This window comes from Cycloclasticus zancles 78-ME (genome assembly GCF_000442595.1).
GTDB lineage: Bacteria > Pseudomonadota > Gammaproteobacteria > Methylococcales > Cycloclasticaceae > Cycloclasticus > Cycloclasticus pugetii.
On the sequence record NC_021917.1, the window covers coordinates 925,031 to 944,050 of the forward strand.

Genomic DNA, 19,020 nt, shown 5'->3' on the forward strand with positions numbered 1-19,020 from the left:
ACAGTAATAATACGAATATGTCAGGAAATTCAATAGGAAAAATTTTTACGGTGACTAGTTTTGGAGAAAGTCATGGTCCGGCTATTGGCTGTATTGTAGATGGCTGTCCTCCGGGATTAGAGCTATGCGAGGCAGACTTACAAGGTGATCTTGATTTAAGAAAACCTGGTACATCAAGACACACAACACAACGACGTGAAGCTGATGAAGTAAAAATTTTATCGGGTGTGTTCGAGGGGAAAACAACAGGGACTTCTATTGGGCTGTTGATACAAAATACAGACCAGCGTTCTAAGGATTATTCGAATATCAAAGAAACCTTTAGACCTGGGCATGCAGATTATAGCTACCAGCATAAGTATGGTTTTCGTGACTATCGTGGTGGTGGGCGTTCTTCTGCCCGTGAAACGGCAATGAGAGTAGCCGCTGGCGGTATTGCAAAAAAATATTTGCGAGAGAAATTTGGTGTTGAAATTAAAGGGTATTTGGCTCAATTAGGACCAATTAAAATTGATGTGGTTGATATGGCCTATGTCCATGAAAATCCATTTTTTTGTCCAGATCCCAGTAAAGTAGGTGAATTAGAAAACTATATGGATGCATTGAGAAAATCAGGCGATTCTGTTGGTGCACGGGTCAATGTTACTGCAACAGGTGTCCCTGTAGGGTTGGGTGAGCCGATTTTTGATCGCCTTGATGCCGAACTGGCGCATGCTTTAATGAGTATTAATGCCGTCAAAGGTGTTGAAATTGGAGGGGGCTTTGGCTGTGTGGAGGCGCTAGGTACGGCGTTTCGAGATGAAATAACGCCAGAAGGATTCCTCAGTAATCATGCCGGCGGTATTTTAGGAGGTATTTCTACTGGTCAGGCGATTTCGGCCAGTATCGCCTTGAAACCCACATCCAGTTTACGAATTCCTGGTCAGTCTGTCGATATACATGGGCAGCCCATAGAGGTTGTTACTAAAGGACGACATGATCCTTGTGTAGGCATTAGAGCAACCCCCATTGCAGAAGCGATGATGGCCATTACGTTAATGGATCATATGCTAAGACACACAGGACAAAACAGTGATGTGAAATCAGCGGCACCTATTATTCCAGCGGGAGACAGCTCGTTATAGTGTTCACTAATAGTCTGGCATAAGGTTTATTTCGTTGGCTAATCAAAAATTGCCTTATTGGCGGTTATCTGGGTTCTATTTTTTTTATTTTGCATCCTTAGGTGCACTCACGCCGTATTTAGGCCTGTATTTAAATTCTATTGGCTATATGGCTGTGCAAGTAGGTTTGGTTTTTGCTGTGATGCAAGGAACTAAGCTGGTTTCGCCGAGTATTTTAGCTTGGATATCTTCAGGGTTTAATGACCGAATGAGACTGATCCAGTTGGCCTCTTTTGTATCCGCGGCGGCTTATACCTGTGTGCTATTTGAGCAAGAATTTGTTGCTATCTTGTTGATATTTTTTGTTTTTAGTTTTTTTTGGAATGCCATGTTGCCGCAGTTTGAGGCAGTGACATTAACTAAATTGGCGCAGCGAACAAACCTATATAGCGGAATAAGGTTATGGGGTTCGGTGGGGTTTGTTGTGACGGTGTTGGGTGTTGGCTATGTGCTGACAGTCATCGGTTTAGATGAATGGCCGCTCTTGGTCAGTCTGTGCTTGGTGATGATTTTTTTATCTAGCTTGCTGCTGAGTGAAAAAGGGCGAAAAAAACATCCAACAAAGGGACCTACGATTTATTCCATTTTGAGCAAAAAGGCAATAGTCGCATTTTTTATGGTGGTTTTTTTAATGCAAGCCTCACATGGAGCCTATTACGCATTTTTTTCGATATTACTCGATAAGTTAGATTACAACGAAACTGAAATAGGCCTGTTATGGTCGTTAGGCGTCTTTGCTGAAATTGCGATATTTATCATAATTCAGAAGCTTTTTCATCATCTTCAATTACGGTTTGTTTTATTGTTAAGTATATTTTTAACCATTATTAGATGGTTAATTATTGCTTGGCTAGCAGAAAGTTTGGTCGCGCTGTTAGTGGCGCAACTATTACATGCCGCATCTTTTGGCTCATTTCATGTTGTTTGCATACAGTTAACACATCACTACTTTAAAGGTGCGGCGCAAGATAAAGGCCAGGCTTTATATACGAGTATTGGTTATGGGGCAGGTGGCATGTTTGGTGGGCTGCTAGCGGGCTTTCTTTGGGATGCGTTTGGTTCGCAATGGGTATTTACTATGGCCTCTTTCTTGAGTGCAATAGCATTTTTTGTTGCATGGAACTGGGTGGAACGAGGTAATTCTGAGGACTTAGCAGCCACAGGCGAAGGCATTAGTTCTGTCTAATTAAGCGCTGATCTGATTTCAACAGATGAACAAATAAACTAGCAGTTAGTTTATGCTTATATGAGTTATTGATAGAGGCTTTATAAACAACTAATATCGTCAGTACTGCTTGAATCTTCAACTAGTTGTACATGGCAAAGGGCTTCTTTTATGGGGCTTATCTACATGATTTAATATGGACGAGCGAAATAGGGGTATTCATCATGCAATCATCAGGTTCTAAAAAATTAACGATTGGGATCTCTTCAATGGCATTATTTGATTTAGTCGAATCGAATAAAGTGTTTGAAACAGAAGGCAAAGCAGCGTACTGCGCTTATCAAATTGCTAGGGAGGATGAGAGTTTAAACCCCGGGGTGGCTTACCCTTTAGTGAAAAAGCTTTTGGGCTTGAACAAACGATTACCTGAGGCATCAGTTGAGGTGATTTTATTATCAAGAAATAGCGCCGATACTGGACTTAGGGTATTTAACTCAATACGCGAACATGATTTAGATATAAAGCGTGCTGCTTTTACCAGTGGTAATAGCCCGTTTGGTTATATCTCAGCCTTTGAAGTGGACTTGTTTCTCTCAACCTCTCCAGAAGATGTACGTAAGGCGTTGGAGGTAGGGCATGCTGCAGCGACTATTTTGTCTGGTAAAGGCACGGATGCTGCTAATGATCAGTTACGGATAGCCTTTGATGGTGATGCGGTTATTTTTTCTGATGAATCGGAGAGAATATATAAGGAAAAAGGGCTGGATGCGTTTACTGAAAATGAGCAGGTATCAGCTAAAGAACCGATGTCTGGCGGTCCCTTTAAATCCTTTTTATCTGCCTTACATAATTTACAAAGTCAGTTTGCTGAAGAAATATCCCCTGTGCGCACAGCGTTGGTAACGGCTCGTTCAGCGCCAGCCCACGAGCGTGTTGTTCGAACACTTCGTTCTTGGGATATTAGAATTGATGAGGCGCTTTTTTTAGGTGGGCTAGCAAAAGGTGAGTTTTTAAAATCATTTGGTGCTGATATTTTCTTTGATGATCAAGCAGCGCACTGCGAGTCTGCTCAACTACACGTTGCTACTGGACATGTGCCTCATGGCGTGGCAAATGAAGATTAGTTGTTAAGGTCAAAGTCAAAACGCATGATGTCGGAGGGTTCTTGTAAGAAATAGCCCTGTACTGCGTCAATACCAAGGTTCCAAAGCAGCGCGAGTGTATTTGCATTCTCAACCGACTTTGCAATTGTTTTTACGTTATTTCTGCGAGTGACTTGAATAAGATCTTTAATGGTTTGTTGTGACTCTTCATTGTTAAGTAAGTTTTGACTAAACGTACCGTCTATTTTTAAGTAATCAACATGGTACTCTTTTAATATGCTGTCAGTGATTTGACTAAAACCAATCTGGTCAAAAGCGATTTGACAACCACACTCTTTTTTAATGACGGTGATGAAATTCTTTAAAACAGTGGGTTCAATTTTTACATCGGAAAAGCTGATTTGGAAAACCAATAAACTGGCATCTATATTATAGAACTTTAATTCACTCACAAGCGTTTCTATGAACGGTGTATTTCGGTAGGTAATATTAGAGATAGAAATAAAGAATTTTCTTTTAATCCCTTGGCGAGAGGCTTCTTTGATTTGTTCTAGGGTGCTTTTCAATACCCACTCATCAAGCTGGCTGATTAAGCCGGTTTTTTCGGCTGTTAAAATAAAATGATCGGGTGGGATATGTGCATTCTTGCTATCAAGAATTCTAAGTAGCACCGCATAATTTTCAGTTTTTTTCTGGGATAGTTCCACAATGGGTTGGTATAACGGGTGAAGTCTGTCTTGTTCTAAAGCAGATTGTATCAAATGCGTGTTTTTTGCCTCATCGATGATAACGGTTAAGGGTGTCGTGACAGAATCAAAGACATGAATTTGGTTGCCACCATGAGAACTGGCTTTGTCACAGGCTTTATCAGCCTGTGAGGTGAGTTGTTTAGAGGTGGTGACTCGCGGGTCAATAAAACTAACACCAATACTTAAGGTTAATTTAATGTATTGGCTATCATCGCCAAAGAGGGTGTTGTTAACTTGGGTTAGTATTTTTTGACAGCTTAACAAAAACTCAGAGCGCCCAAGCTCATCTGAAAACAAGGTGAAGACAGCATCACCATAGCGCGCAAGAATATCATTTTGCGAGCAGGTTTCGTTAATCGTGCGGCTTAGGGAGCGAATAACGTCGTCGGTATAATTAATACCATGCTGTTCTCGAATAGTGCGGAAGTCATCAATCAGAATAATGGCCAGCGAGCCATGTGCTTCTTCACTGGCTATCTCTTTATCAATATATTCAGTCACAAATCTTTTGTTGTACAAGCCAGTTTCATGGTCAAAGGTTCGTAGGTCGGTGAAGCCTTTTTCTACGCTACTCCATGCATCGGGGTTATGAATTAAGATTTGTGTGCAAAGCTGCTCTTTAACAAAGCAATCCGTTTTATAGAGAGTGGTGATAAATGAGTCGCCATCTCGAGTTTGTATAAGAACTGATAAGACGGTTTCATCAGGTAACGATTCTAGCGACGTATTGAAGTTTCTTTTAGATGGATTACCATGGACAGGGCAAGATGTTGGGGTGCTGAACTCCATAACGGGTTTGCAAATAATGTTTTCATCATCAGGAATGTTAAAAATACGTTTATAGGCTGAGTTGGTTGCCCAATATTGCCCATCGTGGATAAGCGCGACACCGTCTTCGGTATGTTTTAGAAAAGACTCGAACCGGTAAGATTCATTTTTAAACTGTGAATTAACTTGGTGTAATAAATATTTATTATGCTGTAAGGTTACCTCACGGGCGATAGATTTAGCGACCAAAAGAACAGGGTTAAAGCTGCGAATATCGATAATGTTATTAGCATCGTAAAGCTTGACTTCCTTGCTGCTTAGGTGTCTTTCTGTCAGTAAAATTATGGGGAAGTGAAGAAAGTACTGTTTTACTTTTCGTATTAAATCTTCGTTTTTAGAGTCATCATCGTTTAATTTTACAACGACTAGGTTCGCATCAGAGTATGACTCCGGTTTTAGACGGTTAATAGTTGTTGGCGTTAAAGTGACATCGGTTTTTGTTGTGTTCAATGCAAGTTCTAAAGCCTTAATTTCTTTTGTTGAAAAATCAACAGTTAGTACAGTCCTCTTAGTCATCTATTAGCCAAGTATTATGTTATTGCATACCTTAATCTAGATTCGTTTCTTTTAACACTGTGTAATGGTTAAAAACTTGATTTGTTTCAATTGCTGTACCAATACGATAATAATCGGTGTTGCCCTTTGTTATTAACGCGATATTTTTAGTAGTGTTGTCTAGTAAAAATGGGGTGATAATTGAGTCAGGCTGATGAATATTGGGAATGCTTTGGAGGAAAATGACGGGTTTTGGGTGGAGCTCCTTATCATGGAAATTGATATTAGCAATTTTAAGGCTAGGTGACATCATTTCTACGCCCACAGAAATATCGCCGTCATCAAGTTTGTTGATACGTCTAATAATCGCTAATTGGAGTAACCCATTTTTTGATTTAAGACAGATAATATCGCAAGCTTTCAAAAGAGGTTTGTTATTAGAAGTGATATTAAACCTTAAGCCTTGTAAGCTACTATCTCCAATGTGCGCGGTTACTTTTTCGCCTTTTTCACCTGGGTTTAGAGCATATTGGGCTTTCCAGATTTTTTCTGCAGAAAGAGAGTATTTGTTAGTCTCTTTGAGCGTGCTCTCGGCAGTCGCTTTAAGAGCTTTATTCACGAGGGCATTACTAGATTTATGGTAATTTCTTTGGTGTAACTCCATTGGTATTATTTCTAGATTCTCGACATTAAAGTTGATCGAGTTCTTTTGTTGCTGTGCTGATTTATTATTGAAGTGTTCGGGGTTTTGCTCAATAACTAAAGCTCTAATGATACTGTCAAAGCCAGGGTAGACAAGAACCTCTTCAATTTTTTCATGCCTTACTGACCGTCGGTTTTGAAAAGTACTCCAGCTAGGAAGTAATCTTTGGATTGTTATTTTTGATAAGGTAGGTTTGTCAGACATAAGTGAAATTGAGTCATACCTTTTGGGGGACATGATGTGATCACTACAAATGAATTTTAAAAGCTTCTCATTATCTATAAATCTACAATGATCATTTATATTTAAGTTGATCAAGTGAGAAGCGGGCTTAGGTAATGAAATGTCAATATAAAAGGTCGCTGATGCTTGTGGTTTTGATGATATTAAAATGTTATTAGCCTGTATAGACAAAATACGCTGAATAGTTTTTATGTCGTGTCGGTTAAACCTATTCGGACTGGCTAAATGGAAAAAGTGATTTTTTTTAAATTCATTTTCTATGGTTGTGTGTTTTCTTTTATCTATTGTCAAATATTCTAACTGATGAATGTTTAACCCTTCAGCAAGCATATATAGGGCATTTAAGTTATTCCAGAAGTTATGGTCAGTGGGTCTGTAGACTAGAGCATCAAAAAGCTGAATAATGCCCTGAAGTTCTATGGCTCTAAAGATAATAAGGCCTTTTTCATGTTCAGAAAAAACAGATTTATTGTTATTGTTTTTATCAAAATTGTTTTCAATAAAACATGTTGAACGAACAATATTTTGATATACATTTTGGGTGTTGGTTAAGATATTTAAAATTTGTGTTGATAACTTAGCTTGTTTTTGGCTTAACGGAAGGTTGGAGTTTTCTATCGTTTTGAGACTAAGGATAGTTAGTTTTATAACATAAGGGCTAACTACCTCAGAAATTTTGAATTTAGTGTAGGGGGCAACGGTCGTTGATAATAGCCCTTGCGTTGCTGTCAACATTATTCCTGCTGTCGATGCAGCGTCTAAGATCGGCAAGTCGTCTACCCACTCTTGGCAGGATCTTGTATTAGGCTCAAAAGGCAAATCTACGTGAGATTTAGTTGCGAAAGGCCCAATTCTATCCGTGAATTTTTTGTGCATATCCATGTGGTGTTTCTTAAGTCAGTATTTATTTAAGGTGTGTTTAAAATCATTTTTTATAAGTTAGGTTTGATTATGCGCCTTATTTTAAGGAAAGTTAATATTTGTAGATAATAATGTTTTATAAGGCTTGCCGGCTTCTTCGCGTACCAGCTTAGGTACCAAATAACCAGGGAGTTTTTTTTGAAGGTGTTGGTAAACATCAAATACATGCTCCATCTCTGTGTCGAAATGCATAGCACCGTTTACCTTGTCAAGAACGTGTAAGTAATAGGGGAGTGTGTCGCAATGGAATAGACGGTGGCTTAACTTAGTTAAGGTTTTTGCATTATCATTTATGCCCCGTAATAATACCGTTTGATTGAGTAAAGTAAGCCCCGCTTTTTTTATAGCAAACAAAGTGTTAGAAACACTATCATCTAACTCGTTTGGGTGGTTGGCGTGAATAACCATAATGACTTTTTTATTTGTTGAGGAAAGTATTTCCAATAATTTTTTGCTTATTCGGCTAGGCAACACAATGGGTATTCTTGAATGAATTCGAATACGCTCAATTTGTGGCAGCTGTTCAAACAAGTCAAATAAGTGCTGAAGTCTGGTATCACTTAGCGTTAACGGGTCGCCACCACTGAGAATGACCTCGGTTACCTCTGGGTGTTCAATGAGGTACTGTTTAATAGAGTCAAGCTGTGAGCGGTTTGCACTATTGTCAGTATATGGAAACTCACGACGAAAACAGTAACGACAATGTATTGCGCAGGCCCCCGTGCTAACCAGTAAAATACGACCATAATATTTATGTAACAAGCCGGGCAAGACACTGGCTTGGCTGTCACCAACTGGGTCATTTAAATAATCTGGGTTTGTTAAAAGCTCACTAGGGTCGGGGAGAATTTGCCGAAGCAGCGGATCACCCCAATCAGACTTTTTAATGCGCTGTGCGTAACTTTTTGTGACCAGAAGTGGAAAATCTTTAGCTGCTTCAGTATGAAGGCTAAGGTCGTCAATATTAAGGTTTAAAAAACACAATAAGTCATTGATGTTTGTAAAGGCCGATTGGAGTTCTTGCTGCCAGCTCGGAATTAAAGAAGTTTTTTCTGTGTTCATCATATTAGCCATTATAATGACCATTAATTGAAGAACTTTATAATTTAACTATATTAATTAACGAGAATTTACATGGCCACTTACAGTACAAATGAATTTAAAGGCGGATTAAAAATTATGTTGGATAATTCGCCATGCACGATTGTTGAAAATGAATTCGTGAGACCCGGTAAGGGGCCTGCGTTTAGTCGAGTAAAGATTCGTAATTTAAAAACAGGTAGGGTCATTGACCGCACGTTTAAGTCGGGCGAAACCGTTGAAGCGGCTGACGTAATGGAAACTGAAATGTCTTATTTATATAACGATGGGGATTTTTGGTACTTCATGGATGATGAAACGTTCGAACAAGTATCCGGTGATGCAACCGCAGTTGGCGATGCTGCAAAGTGGATAAAAGAACAAGATAAATGTATTGTGACTTTATGGAATGGGGCGCCTTTATTGGTATCGGCACCAAATTTTGTAGAGCTTGAAGTGACCGACACCGACCCTGGCTTAAAAGGCGATACTTCTGGCGGTGGTGGTAAGCCCGCAACATTAGAAACAGGTGCAGTTGTTCGAATTCCTTTATTTGTGCAAATTGGCGAAGTGATTAAGGTTGATACTCGCACAGGCGAATACACTTCACGTGTGAAAAACTAGTTTTTAATTGACTGACCTTAACAATAAGCAATGGCCGCCGACTTGTTCAGCGGCTTTATTGCATCAGCGTGCCGAGCTTTATCGAACGATCAGGGCTTTCTTTATAGAAAAAGCTGTTCTGGAAGTCGAAACGCCGGTGCTTTCAGCAGCAGCAAGTTGTGATATTAATTTAGATAGTTTTTGTACGGCCCTGTCGGCGTCTCAAAAACTGTACTTGCAAACGTCACCTGAATTTGCCATGAAGCGTTTGCTGGCTGCGGGCTCGGGTTCTATTTATCAAATAGCAAAATCATTTAGACAGTCTGAACGGGGGCGTTTTCATAACCCTGAGTTTACGTTACTAGAATGGTATCGAGTGGGTTTTAAGCTGGCTGATTTAATCAATGAAATGGTTGAGTTGTTGATGCTCTGTTTCGGGCAAAATTTGGCGTATAGAACGGTCACGTACCAACAACTATTTCAGCAATTAACCGGGTTAAACCCTCATCAGCTTACCTACAGTGATTTAATGGCCTATGCGACTACGCAAGGCAACCCAGAGGCGAGTGATATTTGTGGCGGGAAGTTATCCAACGGCCTAGATTACGTATTCAGTCAATATGTTCAGCCGAAGCTTAAAAAAGACCTTGTTTATTTTGTAACCGATTACCCTGAATGCATGGCGATGTTAGCCCAATTAGATGAAGGCCCGCCCGTGACCGCAAAGCGTTTTGAGGTGTACTTTAATAATGTGGAGTTAGCGAATGGTTATGAGGAACTAACCGATGCTGCTGAACAAGCTAGGCGCTTTCGAGATGAGTTAACACAAAGAGAGCAAGGTGGCTTAGATGGTTTGCCGATGGACAAAAATTTATTAGCCGCGCTTGCACATGGAATGCCCGAATGTTCAGGCGTTGCCTTGGGCTTAGATAGGCTGTTGATGTTAATGACAGGCGCGAACGCCATTGATGATGTTTTAACGTTTCCGATTGATCGAGCTTAATTGTCTATCGTGTAAATAAGATAAGGTGAGCAGGGCAGTGATGGCGCCAATTAGTGCAAACATCATGTCTGACTGTGTATCCCAAATGTAGCCTTGCGTGCCTAAGAAAGCGTCTGCGCTTTTGCCTGACGCTAATGCAATCCACCACTCAATTAACTCATAAAATGCACTCACGGCTAAGCACACGCAGATGACAAAAAAATTCATCCAGCGTGATGACGTTATAACATCTTGTCGTATGACAATTTCCCGAGTAATAATCGCTGGGGTGATGCCTTGAACAAAGTGCCCAAGTTTATCGTAATTGTTTCTTTCTGAGCCCATTAGCTCAGCCAAGGCATCAAAAAGAGGGACTTCAGCATAAGTATAATGAGCACCAACCATCAAAATGACAGCGTGTATTAAGATTAATAGGTAGGCCAGCGTGGTGAGTGGGAAGGTCTTGCGGGTAAAGGTTAAAATTATTAACGCAATAATTGCCGGAAGGGCCTCAAGTAACCATGTTAGAGCATCATTGGGTGCTATGGCAGACCATAGTAATGTGCTGAAAAAAATAAAAAGCCAAGCCGATGTGTAAACCGTGTTGGTTTTCAATTTGCTTGTTTACTTATTAATTTTAGCGATCACTTGCCCGTATTGAACGGCGTCCCCTGCTGCTAAATTTTCAGCCCATGTGACCTTGTCTTTTCCATATAACATAACGATGGTTGAGCCCATATTAAAACGAGCCATTTCATCATTCTTTTTATATTGTTGCTTGTTATCGCTATATTGCCATTGACGAATTTGATTGTGGCGAGGCGGGGTAACCTCTCCATACCAAACGGTTTCAATACTCGACACAAAAATAGCACCAACCATGACCATCGCCATAGGGCCAGCAGGGGTATCAAAAAAAGCAATAACCCGTTCGTTACGGGCAAATAATTCATCTATTGCTTCAACAGTGGTTTGGTTAACGCTGAACAGTTCACCGGGTACGTGTACCATTTTTTTGAGTGTTCCATCGACAGGGAAGTGGATGCGGTGATAATCTTTAGGGGATAAATAAACCGTGGTGAATTGGCCGTCTTCAAATTCGCTGCTTAGGCTGTCATTACCCAACAAAGCAGACAGGTTAAATGATTTGCCTTTTGCTTGAAATAATTCGCCGTTTTCAATGCTGTCCATTTGGCTGATGGTGCCGTCGACAGGGCAGGCAATCGTTGTATCGTCGTGTTCTAGGGGACGTGCATCTTCACGTAATTGACGGGTAAAAAAGGCATTAAAACTTTCGTAGGCTTCTGGATCTGGTTGTGCTGCCTCAGACATGTTGACGCCAAACCGTTTAATAACAGTATTGATGATAAATTGCTTTACCCAAGGCGTTTTACAACGGGCGAGTTTATGCATTAAGGCCGATAAACTATGCTTTGGCAAAATGTGCTGAAGGAGTATAAAGAGTTTATCCATGTTAAATACCGTTATCCGAAAGTTGCTTTTTGTGCTGCAGGTAGTGCAACACCAGTGTTGATAGTTGCCCCCATGTCATTCAAGACGGACTCCAGCGAGGCAAGGCAGAACATCACATTACTAGCGCTAGCAGATTGGCCCATTAAGCCAATACGCCATACTTTACCGGCTAAGGAACCAAGCCCTGCGCCAATTTCTAGGTCATATTCGTGTAACAAGCGTTTTCTAACGACAGCATCATCAACATTGCTAGGAATAGTGACAGCATTGAGTTGGGCGAGCCGAGAGCCTTCAGGAACGATAAAGCTAAGCCCCATTGCTTCTAGACCGGCTTTTAAGGCCTGGTGCAGCATTGAATGCCGAGCCCATGCATTTTCCAAGCCTTCTTCTTTTAGCATTAATAGTGATTCATGTAAGGCGTATAGGCTGTTAACTGGGGCGGTGTGATGGTATGAGCGTCCGCCGTCATTGCCCCAGTAGCCCATAACAAGGCTTAAATCTAAGAACCAACTTTGTACTCGTTCCTTACGTTGTTTGATACGCTCTTGTGCGCGTTCACTAAAGCTAACAGGGGATAAGCCAGGCACGCAGGAAAGACATTTTTGTGTGCCAGAGTAAATGGCATCAATACCCCAATCATCCACCCGTAATTCTGAACCGCCCAAAGAAGTGACGGCATCTACAATAGTGAGGCAATTGTATTGGTGCGCTAATGCACATAAAGTTTTGGCGTCCGATAAAGCGCCCGTAGAAGTTTCTGCGTGAACAAAAGCCAGCACGCTAGCTTCAGGATGGGCTTTAAGAGCATCTTCAACTTTTTGCGGGTCAACCGCTTTTCCCCATTCATCTTCAACCATGATGGCAATAGCACCACAACGTTCAACGTTTTCTTTCATCCGTCCGCCGAAAACACCATTTTGGCAAACAATAACGCTGTCACCTGCTTCTAATAAGTTTGCAAAACAAGTTTCCATACCAGCAGAGCCGGGCGCAGATACCGGGAAAGTTAATTGGTTGTCTGTTTGGAATGCATATTGAAGCAAGGTTTTAACCTCATCCATCATGGTGCTGAAGCTCGGGTCCAAGTGGCCAATCGTTGGGCGTGCAAGCGCCGATAGGACACGTGGGTGAACATCAGATGGGCCGGGGCCCATCAAGGTGCGAACGGGTGGGTTAAACGTTGTGATCGTCATGGTTTTTTTTAGCCTTCGATTTTTTGGCCCGCCATAAACATCCAGGTTTCAATAACGCTGTCTGGGTTTAGCGAGACGCTTTCAATGCCTTGTTCCATTAACCATTTGGCAAGATCAGGATGGTCAGATGGTCCTTGTCCACAAATACCAATGTATTTGTTTTGTTTGCGGCATGCTTGAATAGCCATAGAAAGAAGTTTTCTAATGGCCGGGTCGCGCTCGTCAAATAAAGAAGCGATTAAGCCGGAATCACGATCAAGCCCTAGCGTTAGTTGTGTTAAATCGTTTGAGCCAATTGAGAAACCATCGAAATACTCTAAAAACTCTTCAGCCATTAAAGCGTTAGAAGGTAATTCGCACATCATAATGAGCTTAAGGCCATTTTTACCGCTTTCAATACCGTTTTCTTTCAGTAGCTCGGTGACTTGCTTGGCTTCGTCTAGGGTACGTACGAAAGGAATCATCACCCAGACATTTGTTAGTCCCATCTGGTCGCGTACAAACTTTAGGGCCTCGCATTCCATATTGAAACATTCGCGGAATGAGTCAGAGATGTAGCGTGATGCGCCTCTAAAGCCAAGCATTGGGTTTTCTTCTTCCGGTTCATAACGGTCGCCGCCAATTAAGTTGGCGTATTCATTCGATTTGAAATCGGACATGCGAACAATGACGGATTTAGGCGAGAAAGCTGCAGCGATGGTTGAGATGCCTTCGACTAAACGTTTAACGTAATAGTCTTTAGGGCTTTCATAACAAGAAATTCGTTTGCTGATGGTTTCTTTTAGGTCGCTTGGTAATTGTTCATACTCTAAGAGTGCTTTAGGGTGAATACCAATCATTCGGTTAATAATGAACTCTAAGCGTGCTAGGCCAACTCCTTCATGGGGTAATGAGGCGAAATCAAAGGCTCGATCAGGGTTGCCGACGTTCATCATGACTTTAACTGGAATGTCAGGCATGGCGTCTAAGTTAACGGTGTCTACTTGATAGTCCAGTAGACCTTCGTAAATAAAGCCAGTATCTCCTTCGGCACAAGAAACGGTAATATCAGTGTCTTGGGTAATATGGTCTGTTGCATCACCACAGCCAACCACAGCAGGAATACCCAATTCACGGGCAATAATGGCGGCATGACAGGTTCTGCCACCACGGTTGGTTACAATCGCTGAGGCACGTTTCATAATCGGTTCCCAGTCTGGGTCGGTCATGTCGGTGACTAATACGTCGCCCTCTTGGACTTGGTCCATTTGAGAAATATTATCGATAACGCGAGCAGGGCCAGAACCAATTTTTTGGCCAATACTACGGCCCTCAACAAGTACCTTAGCTGTTTCGTTTAAAGAGTAACGTTGAATTTCTTTACCGGCGCGGCTTTGAACCGTTTCAGGACGAGCTTGAACGATATACAGCTGACCGTCTAAACCATCTTTAGCCCATTCGATATCCATAGGCCGTTGGTAGTGTTTTTCAATAGTAATAGCGATGCTGGAAAGTTTTTCCACCTCGGCATCGGTCAAGGAATAAACGCCGCGTGTTGATGGGTCAGTATCCACAATTTTAACAGGGTCGCCTGCTTCATCGTTATAGATCATCTTGATCAACTTGCTACCTAAGTTGCGGCGTAATACAGCAGGCCGACCAGCTTCTAAGGTTGGCTTATGAACATAAAACTCATCTGGGTTAACGGCACCTTGAACGACCATTTCACCTAAACCATAGCTTGAGGTGATAAAAACTGCGTCACGAAAGCCTGATTCGGTATCGAGTGTAAACATAACACCTGAAGCGCTTATGTCGCTGCGAACCATGCGTTGAATGCCAGCGGAAAGGGCAACGCCACTGTGTTCAAATCCTTGGTGTACACGGTAAGAAATGGCTCGATCATTAAATAATGAGGCAAATACCTCTTTAATTGAACGCATTACATTGTCAATACCATCAACGTTTAGGAATGTTTCTTGTTGCCCCGCGAATGATGCATCGGGTAAATCTTCAGCCGTTGCAGAGGAACGAACGGCAACAGAAAACTCACTATTTGCATCAGCTTGCATTTTTGCATAGGCCTTTTCAATAGCCGTTTTTAAGCTTGGTTGGAAGGGCGTGTCAATAATCCACTGGCGAATTTCTTTGCCGGCTGCGGCCAAGGCATTAACGTCATCTACATTTAATGTGCTGAGCTTTTCGTGAATTTTATCATCGATACCACTTTGCGAAAGAAAGTCTCTAAAAGCCGTTGCTGTTGTGGCAAAGCCACCGGGTACATCAACGCCTACAGAGGCTAAATTGCTAATCATCTCGCCGAGTGATGCATTCTTTCCACCAACGTGCTCGACGTCGTCCATACCTGTTGAGTCTAGCCAAACAATATAATCTTCCAACTTCTGATCCCCTAATGTTGATACCTTCCACACTGCAAATCTATCTGCTGAGAAGCTACCTTTTGGTTTAAAATTCGAATTAATCCAATATTTTAACAAAAAATGCACCGCTATATTCAATGAAAAGCAGAACAATCTTTTTTATATCAGATAGAACGGCTATTACAGCAGAAACACTGGGTAATAGTCTAATGACACAATTTACAGGTGTTGAGCGTGAACGACACGTTATTCCCTTTATAGATACGGTATCAAGGGCAGAGACTGTGTGTAATAAAATTAATGCAGCTTATACGGTTAATGAAGGCCGCCCAATTGTTTTTAGCACATTCACTAATGATGATTTGCGTGAGATAGTGTCTAAAAGTAATTGTATTTTCTATGATTTGTTTAATGATTATATTACTAGAATGGAAAATGATTTACGACAAGAGTCATCTCATGAGGTCGGGAAAAGTCATGGTTTGAGTGATACAAGCTCTTACGAATCACGCATACGGGCGGTTAATTATGCGCTGGAGTATGATGATGGTGCGCGTTTAGACCGTTATGATCAGGCTGATGTCATTTTAATTGGTGTTTCAAGAACGGGGAAAACACCAACGTCTTTATTTCTTGCCCTTCAATATGGCATTTTTACGGCTAACTTCCCGATTACAGACAGTGATTTAGATAACTGTGAGCTTCCTAGAGCATTAAAACCGTATAAGAAAAAATTATTTGGCTTGACCATCAGCGCGGAGCAGCTGAGCAGGATTCGTGAAGAGCGTCGACCAGGTAGTCCTTATGCTTCATTAAAAACCTGTCAAAGAGAAGTTTCACAAGTAGAAGAATTATTGCATATGGAAAATGTGCCGTTTTTGAATGTAACCTCTATTTCGATTGAGGAGATAGCGGCGCAGGTTCGTTTAACTAAAGACTTGGATGTGAAACATTTTTAACAACGAGTATGGGAATCCTGTTTGGCTTTAAGTAATCTTATGATTTTAGGTGTAACTTAGGTTGCGAGTACGGGGGATTACTTTTATCATCCACGCCTTTTATATTCCGTGGTGAGGTCAACAGTCGATGAGTCAACATATTTTTTATCCTGGGCAACGTTGGGTTAGTCATTCTGAAACTGAATTGGGCCTAGGGGTTGTTGAGAGCATAGAAGGGCGCCACGTGACATTGTTTTACCCAGCTGTTGAAGAGCCTCGGGTGTATGCATTGGATAATGCACCGCTAAGTAGGGTGACTTTCAATGTGGGTGACACAGTAAGCCACCAAGGTGGTCAAGAAGTAACTATTGAGCAAACCCAAGAGCATAACCATTGCATGATTTATTTGTGTATTGATGGGCAGGGTGAGCAAGTGGTGCTACACGAAATTGATTTGGATAGTACCGGGGCGTTTAATAAACCTCAAAGTCGTTTATTTACTGGGCAGCTAGATAAAAACAAGCTGTTTGATTTGCGCCTTAAAACATTAGACTTTCAACGTAAACTAGATCAGTTTAAAGGGTTTGGTTTATCGGGCCCACGTGTTCAGTTATTACCCCATCAATTTTATATAGCGAGTAAAGTAACGGAGCGAAATGCAGCGCGTGTTTTACTGGCCGACGAGGTCGGATTAGGGAAAACAATTGAAGCGGGTTTAATTTTACATCAGCAACTATTAACCGGTTCAATTGAGCGAGTATTGATTGTTGTCCCCGATGCACTTATTCATCAATGGTTGGTAGAACTCTTACGTCGTTTTAATTTGTCTTTTACAATTCTAGATCGTGAACGTTGTGATGCGATTAGAGAAGAGGGGGACATAAACCCGTTTGAAACGGCTCAATTAGTACTTTGCCAATTATCTTTTTTATCTGAAAATGCGAATTATCATGCCTCAGCGGTAGCAGCAAATTGGGACTTGATGATTGTTGATGAAGCGCATCATTTATTCTGGAACGAGAATAACGTTAGTAACGAATACCGCTGTATTGAAGAATTAGCAAATCATGTACCGGGCTTATTGCTATTGACTGCCACACCTGAGCAATTAGGGGTTACGAGCCATTTCGCAAGGTTGCGCTTATTAGATCCCGATCGTTATTACGATTTAGCCGCTTTTCGTGAAGAACAAGCCGGTTACCAGGAGATTAATCAGCTTATTAAACAGTTGATGGCGGCAAACTCCATTGATGGGGTACTTGCTGATGTTAATTTAAAGCAATCGCTGTTGCAGCTACTGGGTGAGCAAGCGGTTTTATCTGACGATATATCTGTGGACTCGCTCATTGATGCATTGCTCGATCGGCACGGTACTGGCCGCGTGTTGTTTAGGAACACGCGAGAAAATATAGATGCGTTTTCATCTAGGAAATTACACGCGTATCAATTACCTGCGCTTAGCGTAGAAAATGAGTTTGAGCTAGACACCGATCTTGCATTGGCCAAAACGCTATTGCCTGAAATGTTATTGGGCGAAGACTGGTTGATGCTAGATCCACGTATCACCTGGTTGGTGGAATGGTTGGATACGCATAAAAATGAAAAGGTATTGTTGATTTGCGCGCAGCAACAAACGGCGCAGGAGTTACATGAATATTTAAAAATGCGCACAATTTTTGCGTCTGCCGTTTTTCATGAAGGTATGAGCTTAATAGAAAGAGATAGGGCTGCGGCGTACTTTTCTGATGCAGAGGAAGGAGCTCAGATTCTTATCTGTTCTGAAATTGGAAGTGAAGGTCGAAATTTTCAGTTTGCGCACCACTTGGTATTATTTGACCTGCCACTTAATCCAGACTTGTTAGAACAAAGGATAGGTCGCCTAGATCGAATTGGTCAAACCGATACGGTGCACCTTCATGTGCCATGTATAGAGGGAACCGGCCAACATCGATTGATGAATTGGTATGATAAAGGACTCAACGCCTTTAGCCATGTCTGCTCAACAGGGCACCATGTTTATGCGATTGTTAAAGCGGATTTAAAAGAAGCCTTGCTGGGTGATGCGTCTGATGATGAATTTGCAGCAATCATTGAAAAAACCAGTACGTTAATGCAACAGAGCATAGCGGATATGCATGCAGGCCGTGACTTGATGTTGGAATTAAACTCTTGCAGAAAAGAGCAGGCACAAGAAATTATTGATGAAATTAGTTTGTCATCAAGCCACTTAGAATTGTCTCATTACATGGAAGAAGTCTTTGAAAGTTTTGGTGTTGAGCAGCAATACCATAGCGAAGACAGCATTGTTATTAAGCCAAGTGGTCATTTGCAAAGTGATGCTTTCCCTAGTTTGCCTGAAGACGGTTTAACGGCGACGTTTAACCGAAAGATTGCCTTGTCACGTGAAGATTTTCAATTCTTAACCTGGGAACACCCCATGGTGACTGGCGCGATGGAGCAAATTATCAATAGTGAGTTTGGTAATTCAACGTTTTGTACCATGGCATTACCGCCTATTCCTGCTGGAACGGTGATTCTCGAAGCTATATTTACAACGCATTGTCCCGCACCTAAACGCTTACAATTGCACCGCTATTTGCCGAAAACGGTAAAGCGAATTGTGGTCGGTTCAAATGGCTTGGATATGACTGATATTTTAAAGCCAGAGCATATTGAGTCTAGGGTGACGTTTGTTAAAAAGTCAATTGCACTGAATATTATTGAGCATGGTCAAGAGGCGATTAAAACACTGATTGAAAAAGCTGAGAAACTGGTTGTTGTTCACCAAGAAGCGTTAGTAAAACAAAGTGTTGAAGAGATGCAACAACAAGAATCGTTGAATCTAGAAAGGCTTGTTGCATTGGCGCGGGTAAACCCCAATATTCGCGATAGCGAGATTACTCAATTAAAAGCCAATATTAACGACTTAGGTAGCTACATTAAAAGAGCCTCCTTTAAGTTAGATGCAATTCGCGTTATCTTGACCACAGACTAGCTGACTAGGGCGAAAGGTATCGTACT

Annotated in this window: 14 protein-coding genes; 7 read left to right on the plus strand and 7 right to left on the minus strand. The window is 41.5% G+C overall.

Features of this window, described 5'->3' with window-relative positions:
• Positions 1-17 precede the first annotated feature (17 nt).
• From aroC to CYCME_RS04615, 3 genes are all read left to right on the plus strand, one after another.
• Positions 18-1,124: a chorismate synthase gene (gene aroC / locus CYCME_RS04605; protein WP_020932258.1), complete on the plus strand. Its 1,107-nt coding sequence runs from the start codon at positions 18-20 to the stop codon at positions 1,122-1,124.
• 34 nt (positions 1,125-1,158) lie between these two features.
• The gene (locus CYCME_RS04610; RefSeq protein WP_020162440.1) at positions 1,159-2,349 is read left to right on the plus strand and encodes an MFS transporter; all 1,191 of its coding nucleotides are present in this window, start codon (positions 1,159-1,161) and stop codon (positions 2,347-2,349) included.
• Between the two features lie 203 nt (positions 2,350-2,552).
• A complete protein-coding gene (locus CYCME_RS04615) occupies positions 2,553-3,452 on the plus strand; it encodes a 5'-nucleotidase (protein WP_015006327.1) in 900 nt (299 codons plus the stop codon).
• Here the strand turns inward: CYCME_RS04615 and CYCME_RS04620 are convergent.
• From CYCME_RS04620 to epmB, 3 genes are all read right to left on the minus strand, one after another.
• A complete protein-coding gene (locus tag CYCME_RS04620; protein WP_020932259.1) occupies positions 3,449-5,524 on the minus strand; it encodes an EAL domain-containing protein in 2,076 nt (691 codons plus the stop codon). The two genes, CYCME_RS04615 and CYCME_RS04620, sit on opposite strands and share 4 nt — an antisense overlap.
• A gap of 31 nt (positions 5,525-5,555) precedes the next feature.
• Positions 5,556-7,331 (minus strand): hypothetical protein, encoded by a 1,776-nt coding sequence (locus tag CYCME_RS04625; protein WP_020932260.1) that lies wholly within the window; start codon positions 7,329-7,331, stop codon positions 5,556-5,558.
• Positions 7,332-7,412: 81 nt separating this feature from the next.
• Positions 7,413-8,444: an EF-P beta-lysylation protein EpmB gene (epmB, locus tag CYCME_RS04630; protein WP_041932899.1), complete on the minus strand. Its 1,032-nt coding sequence runs from the start codon at positions 8,442-8,444 to the stop codon at positions 7,413-7,415.
• 60 nt (positions 8,445-8,504) lie between these two features.
• Here epmB and efp point away from each other — a divergent pair, with 60 nt between their 5' ends.
• Entirely contained in the window at positions 8,505-9,074 is a 570-nt protein-coding gene (gene efp / locus CYCME_RS04635) for an elongation factor P (protein WP_015006323.1), read from the plus strand.
• Positions 9,075-9,081: 7 nt separating this feature from the next.
• Positions 9,082-10,056: an EF-P lysine aminoacylase EpmA gene (epmA, locus tag CYCME_RS04640; protein WP_016390028.1), complete on the plus strand. Its 975-nt coding sequence runs from the start codon at positions 9,082-9,084 to the stop codon at positions 10,054-10,056.
• Here epmA and CYCME_RS04645 read toward each other — a convergent pair.
• Genes CYCME_RS04645 through ppsA form a run of 4 tightly spaced genes read right to left on the minus strand, consistent with a single transcriptional unit; the run spans position 10,030 to position 15,079 of the window.
• The gene (locus CYCME_RS04645) at positions 10,030-10,650 is read right to left on the minus strand and encodes a DUF2238 domain-containing protein (RefSeq protein WP_020162436.1); all 621 of its coding nucleotides are present in this window, start codon (positions 10,648-10,650) and stop codon (positions 10,030-10,032) included. The two genes, epmA and CYCME_RS04645, sit on opposite strands and share 27 nt — an antisense overlap.
• 9 nt (positions 10,651-10,659) lie before the next feature.
• On the minus strand, positions 10,660-11,508 hold the full coding sequence (gene asd / locus CYCME_RS04650; protein WP_020932262.1) for an archaetidylserine decarboxylase: 849 nt from the start codon (positions 11,506-11,508) through the stop codon (positions 10,660-10,662).
• An 11-nt stretch (positions 11,509-11,519) separates the two neighbouring features.
• Positions 11,520-12,701: a pyridoxal-phosphate-dependent aminotransferase family protein gene (locus CYCME_RS04655; protein ID WP_020932263.1), complete on the minus strand. Its 1,182-nt coding sequence runs from the start codon at positions 12,699-12,701 to the stop codon at positions 11,520-11,522.
• A gap of 8 nt (positions 12,702-12,709) precedes the next feature.
• On the minus strand, positions 12,710-15,079 hold the full coding sequence (ppsA, locus tag CYCME_RS04660; RefSeq protein WP_020932264.1) for a phosphoenolpyruvate synthase: 2,370 nt from the start codon (positions 15,077-15,079) through the stop codon (positions 12,710-12,712).
• Positions 15,080-15,198: 119 nt separating this feature from the next.
• Here ppsA and ppsR point away from each other — a divergent pair, with 119 nt between their 5' ends.
• Both ppsR and rapA read left to right on the plus strand, forming a co-directional pair.
• Positions 15,199-16,020, plus strand: coding sequence for a pyruvate, water dikinase regulatory protein (gene ppsR / locus CYCME_RS04665; RefSeq protein WP_016390033.1), 822 nt, complete (start codon positions 15,199-15,201; stop codon positions 16,018-16,020).
• Positions 16,021-16,147: 127 nt separating this feature from the next.
• Positions 16,148-18,994 (plus strand): RNA polymerase-associated protein RapA, encoded by a 2,847-nt coding sequence (gene rapA, locus CYCME_RS04670; protein WP_020932266.1) that lies wholly within the window; start codon positions 16,148-16,150, stop codon positions 18,992-18,994.
• The last annotated feature ends 26 nt before the right edge of the window (positions 18,995-19,020 follow it).

Bases quoted from the DNA above. Each gene is read 5' to 3' on its own strand.
- aroC (WP_020932258.1), top strand. From the start codon at position 18: ATGTCAGGAAATTCAATAGGAAAAATTTTTACGGTGACTAGTTTTGGA.
- CYCME_RS04615 (WP_015006327.1), top strand. From the start codon at position 2,553: ATGCAATCATCAGGTTCTAAAAAATTAACGATTGGGATCTCTTCAATG.
- CYCME_RS04620 (WP_020932259.1), bottom strand. From the start codon at position 5,524: ATGACTAAGAGGACTGTACTAACTGTTGATTTTTCAACAAAAGAAATT.
- CYCME_RS04625 (WP_020932260.1), bottom strand. From the start codon at position 7,331: ATGGATATGCACAAAAAATTCACGGATAGAATTGGGCCTTTCGCAACT.
- epmB (WP_041932899.1), bottom strand. From the start codon at position 8,444: ATGGCTAATATGATGAACACAGAAAAAACTTCTTTAATTCCGAGCTGG.
- efp (WP_015006323.1), top strand. From the start codon at position 8,505: ATGGCCACTTACAGTACAAATGAATTTAAAGGCGGATTAAAAATTATG.
- asd (WP_020932262.1), bottom strand. From the start codon at position 11,508: ATGGATAAACTCTTTATACTCCTTCAGCACATTTTGCCAAAGCATAGT.
- CYCME_RS04655 (WP_020932263.1), bottom strand. From the start codon at position 12,701: ATGACGATCACAACGTTTAACCCACCCGTTCGCACCTTGATGGGCCCC.
- ppsR (WP_016390033.1), top strand. From the start codon at position 15,199: ATGAAAAGCAGAACAATCTTTTTTATATCAGATAGAACGGCTATTACA.
- rapA (WP_020932266.1), top strand. From the start codon at position 16,148: ATGAGTCAACATATTTTTTATCCTGGGCAACGTTGGGTTAGTCATTCT.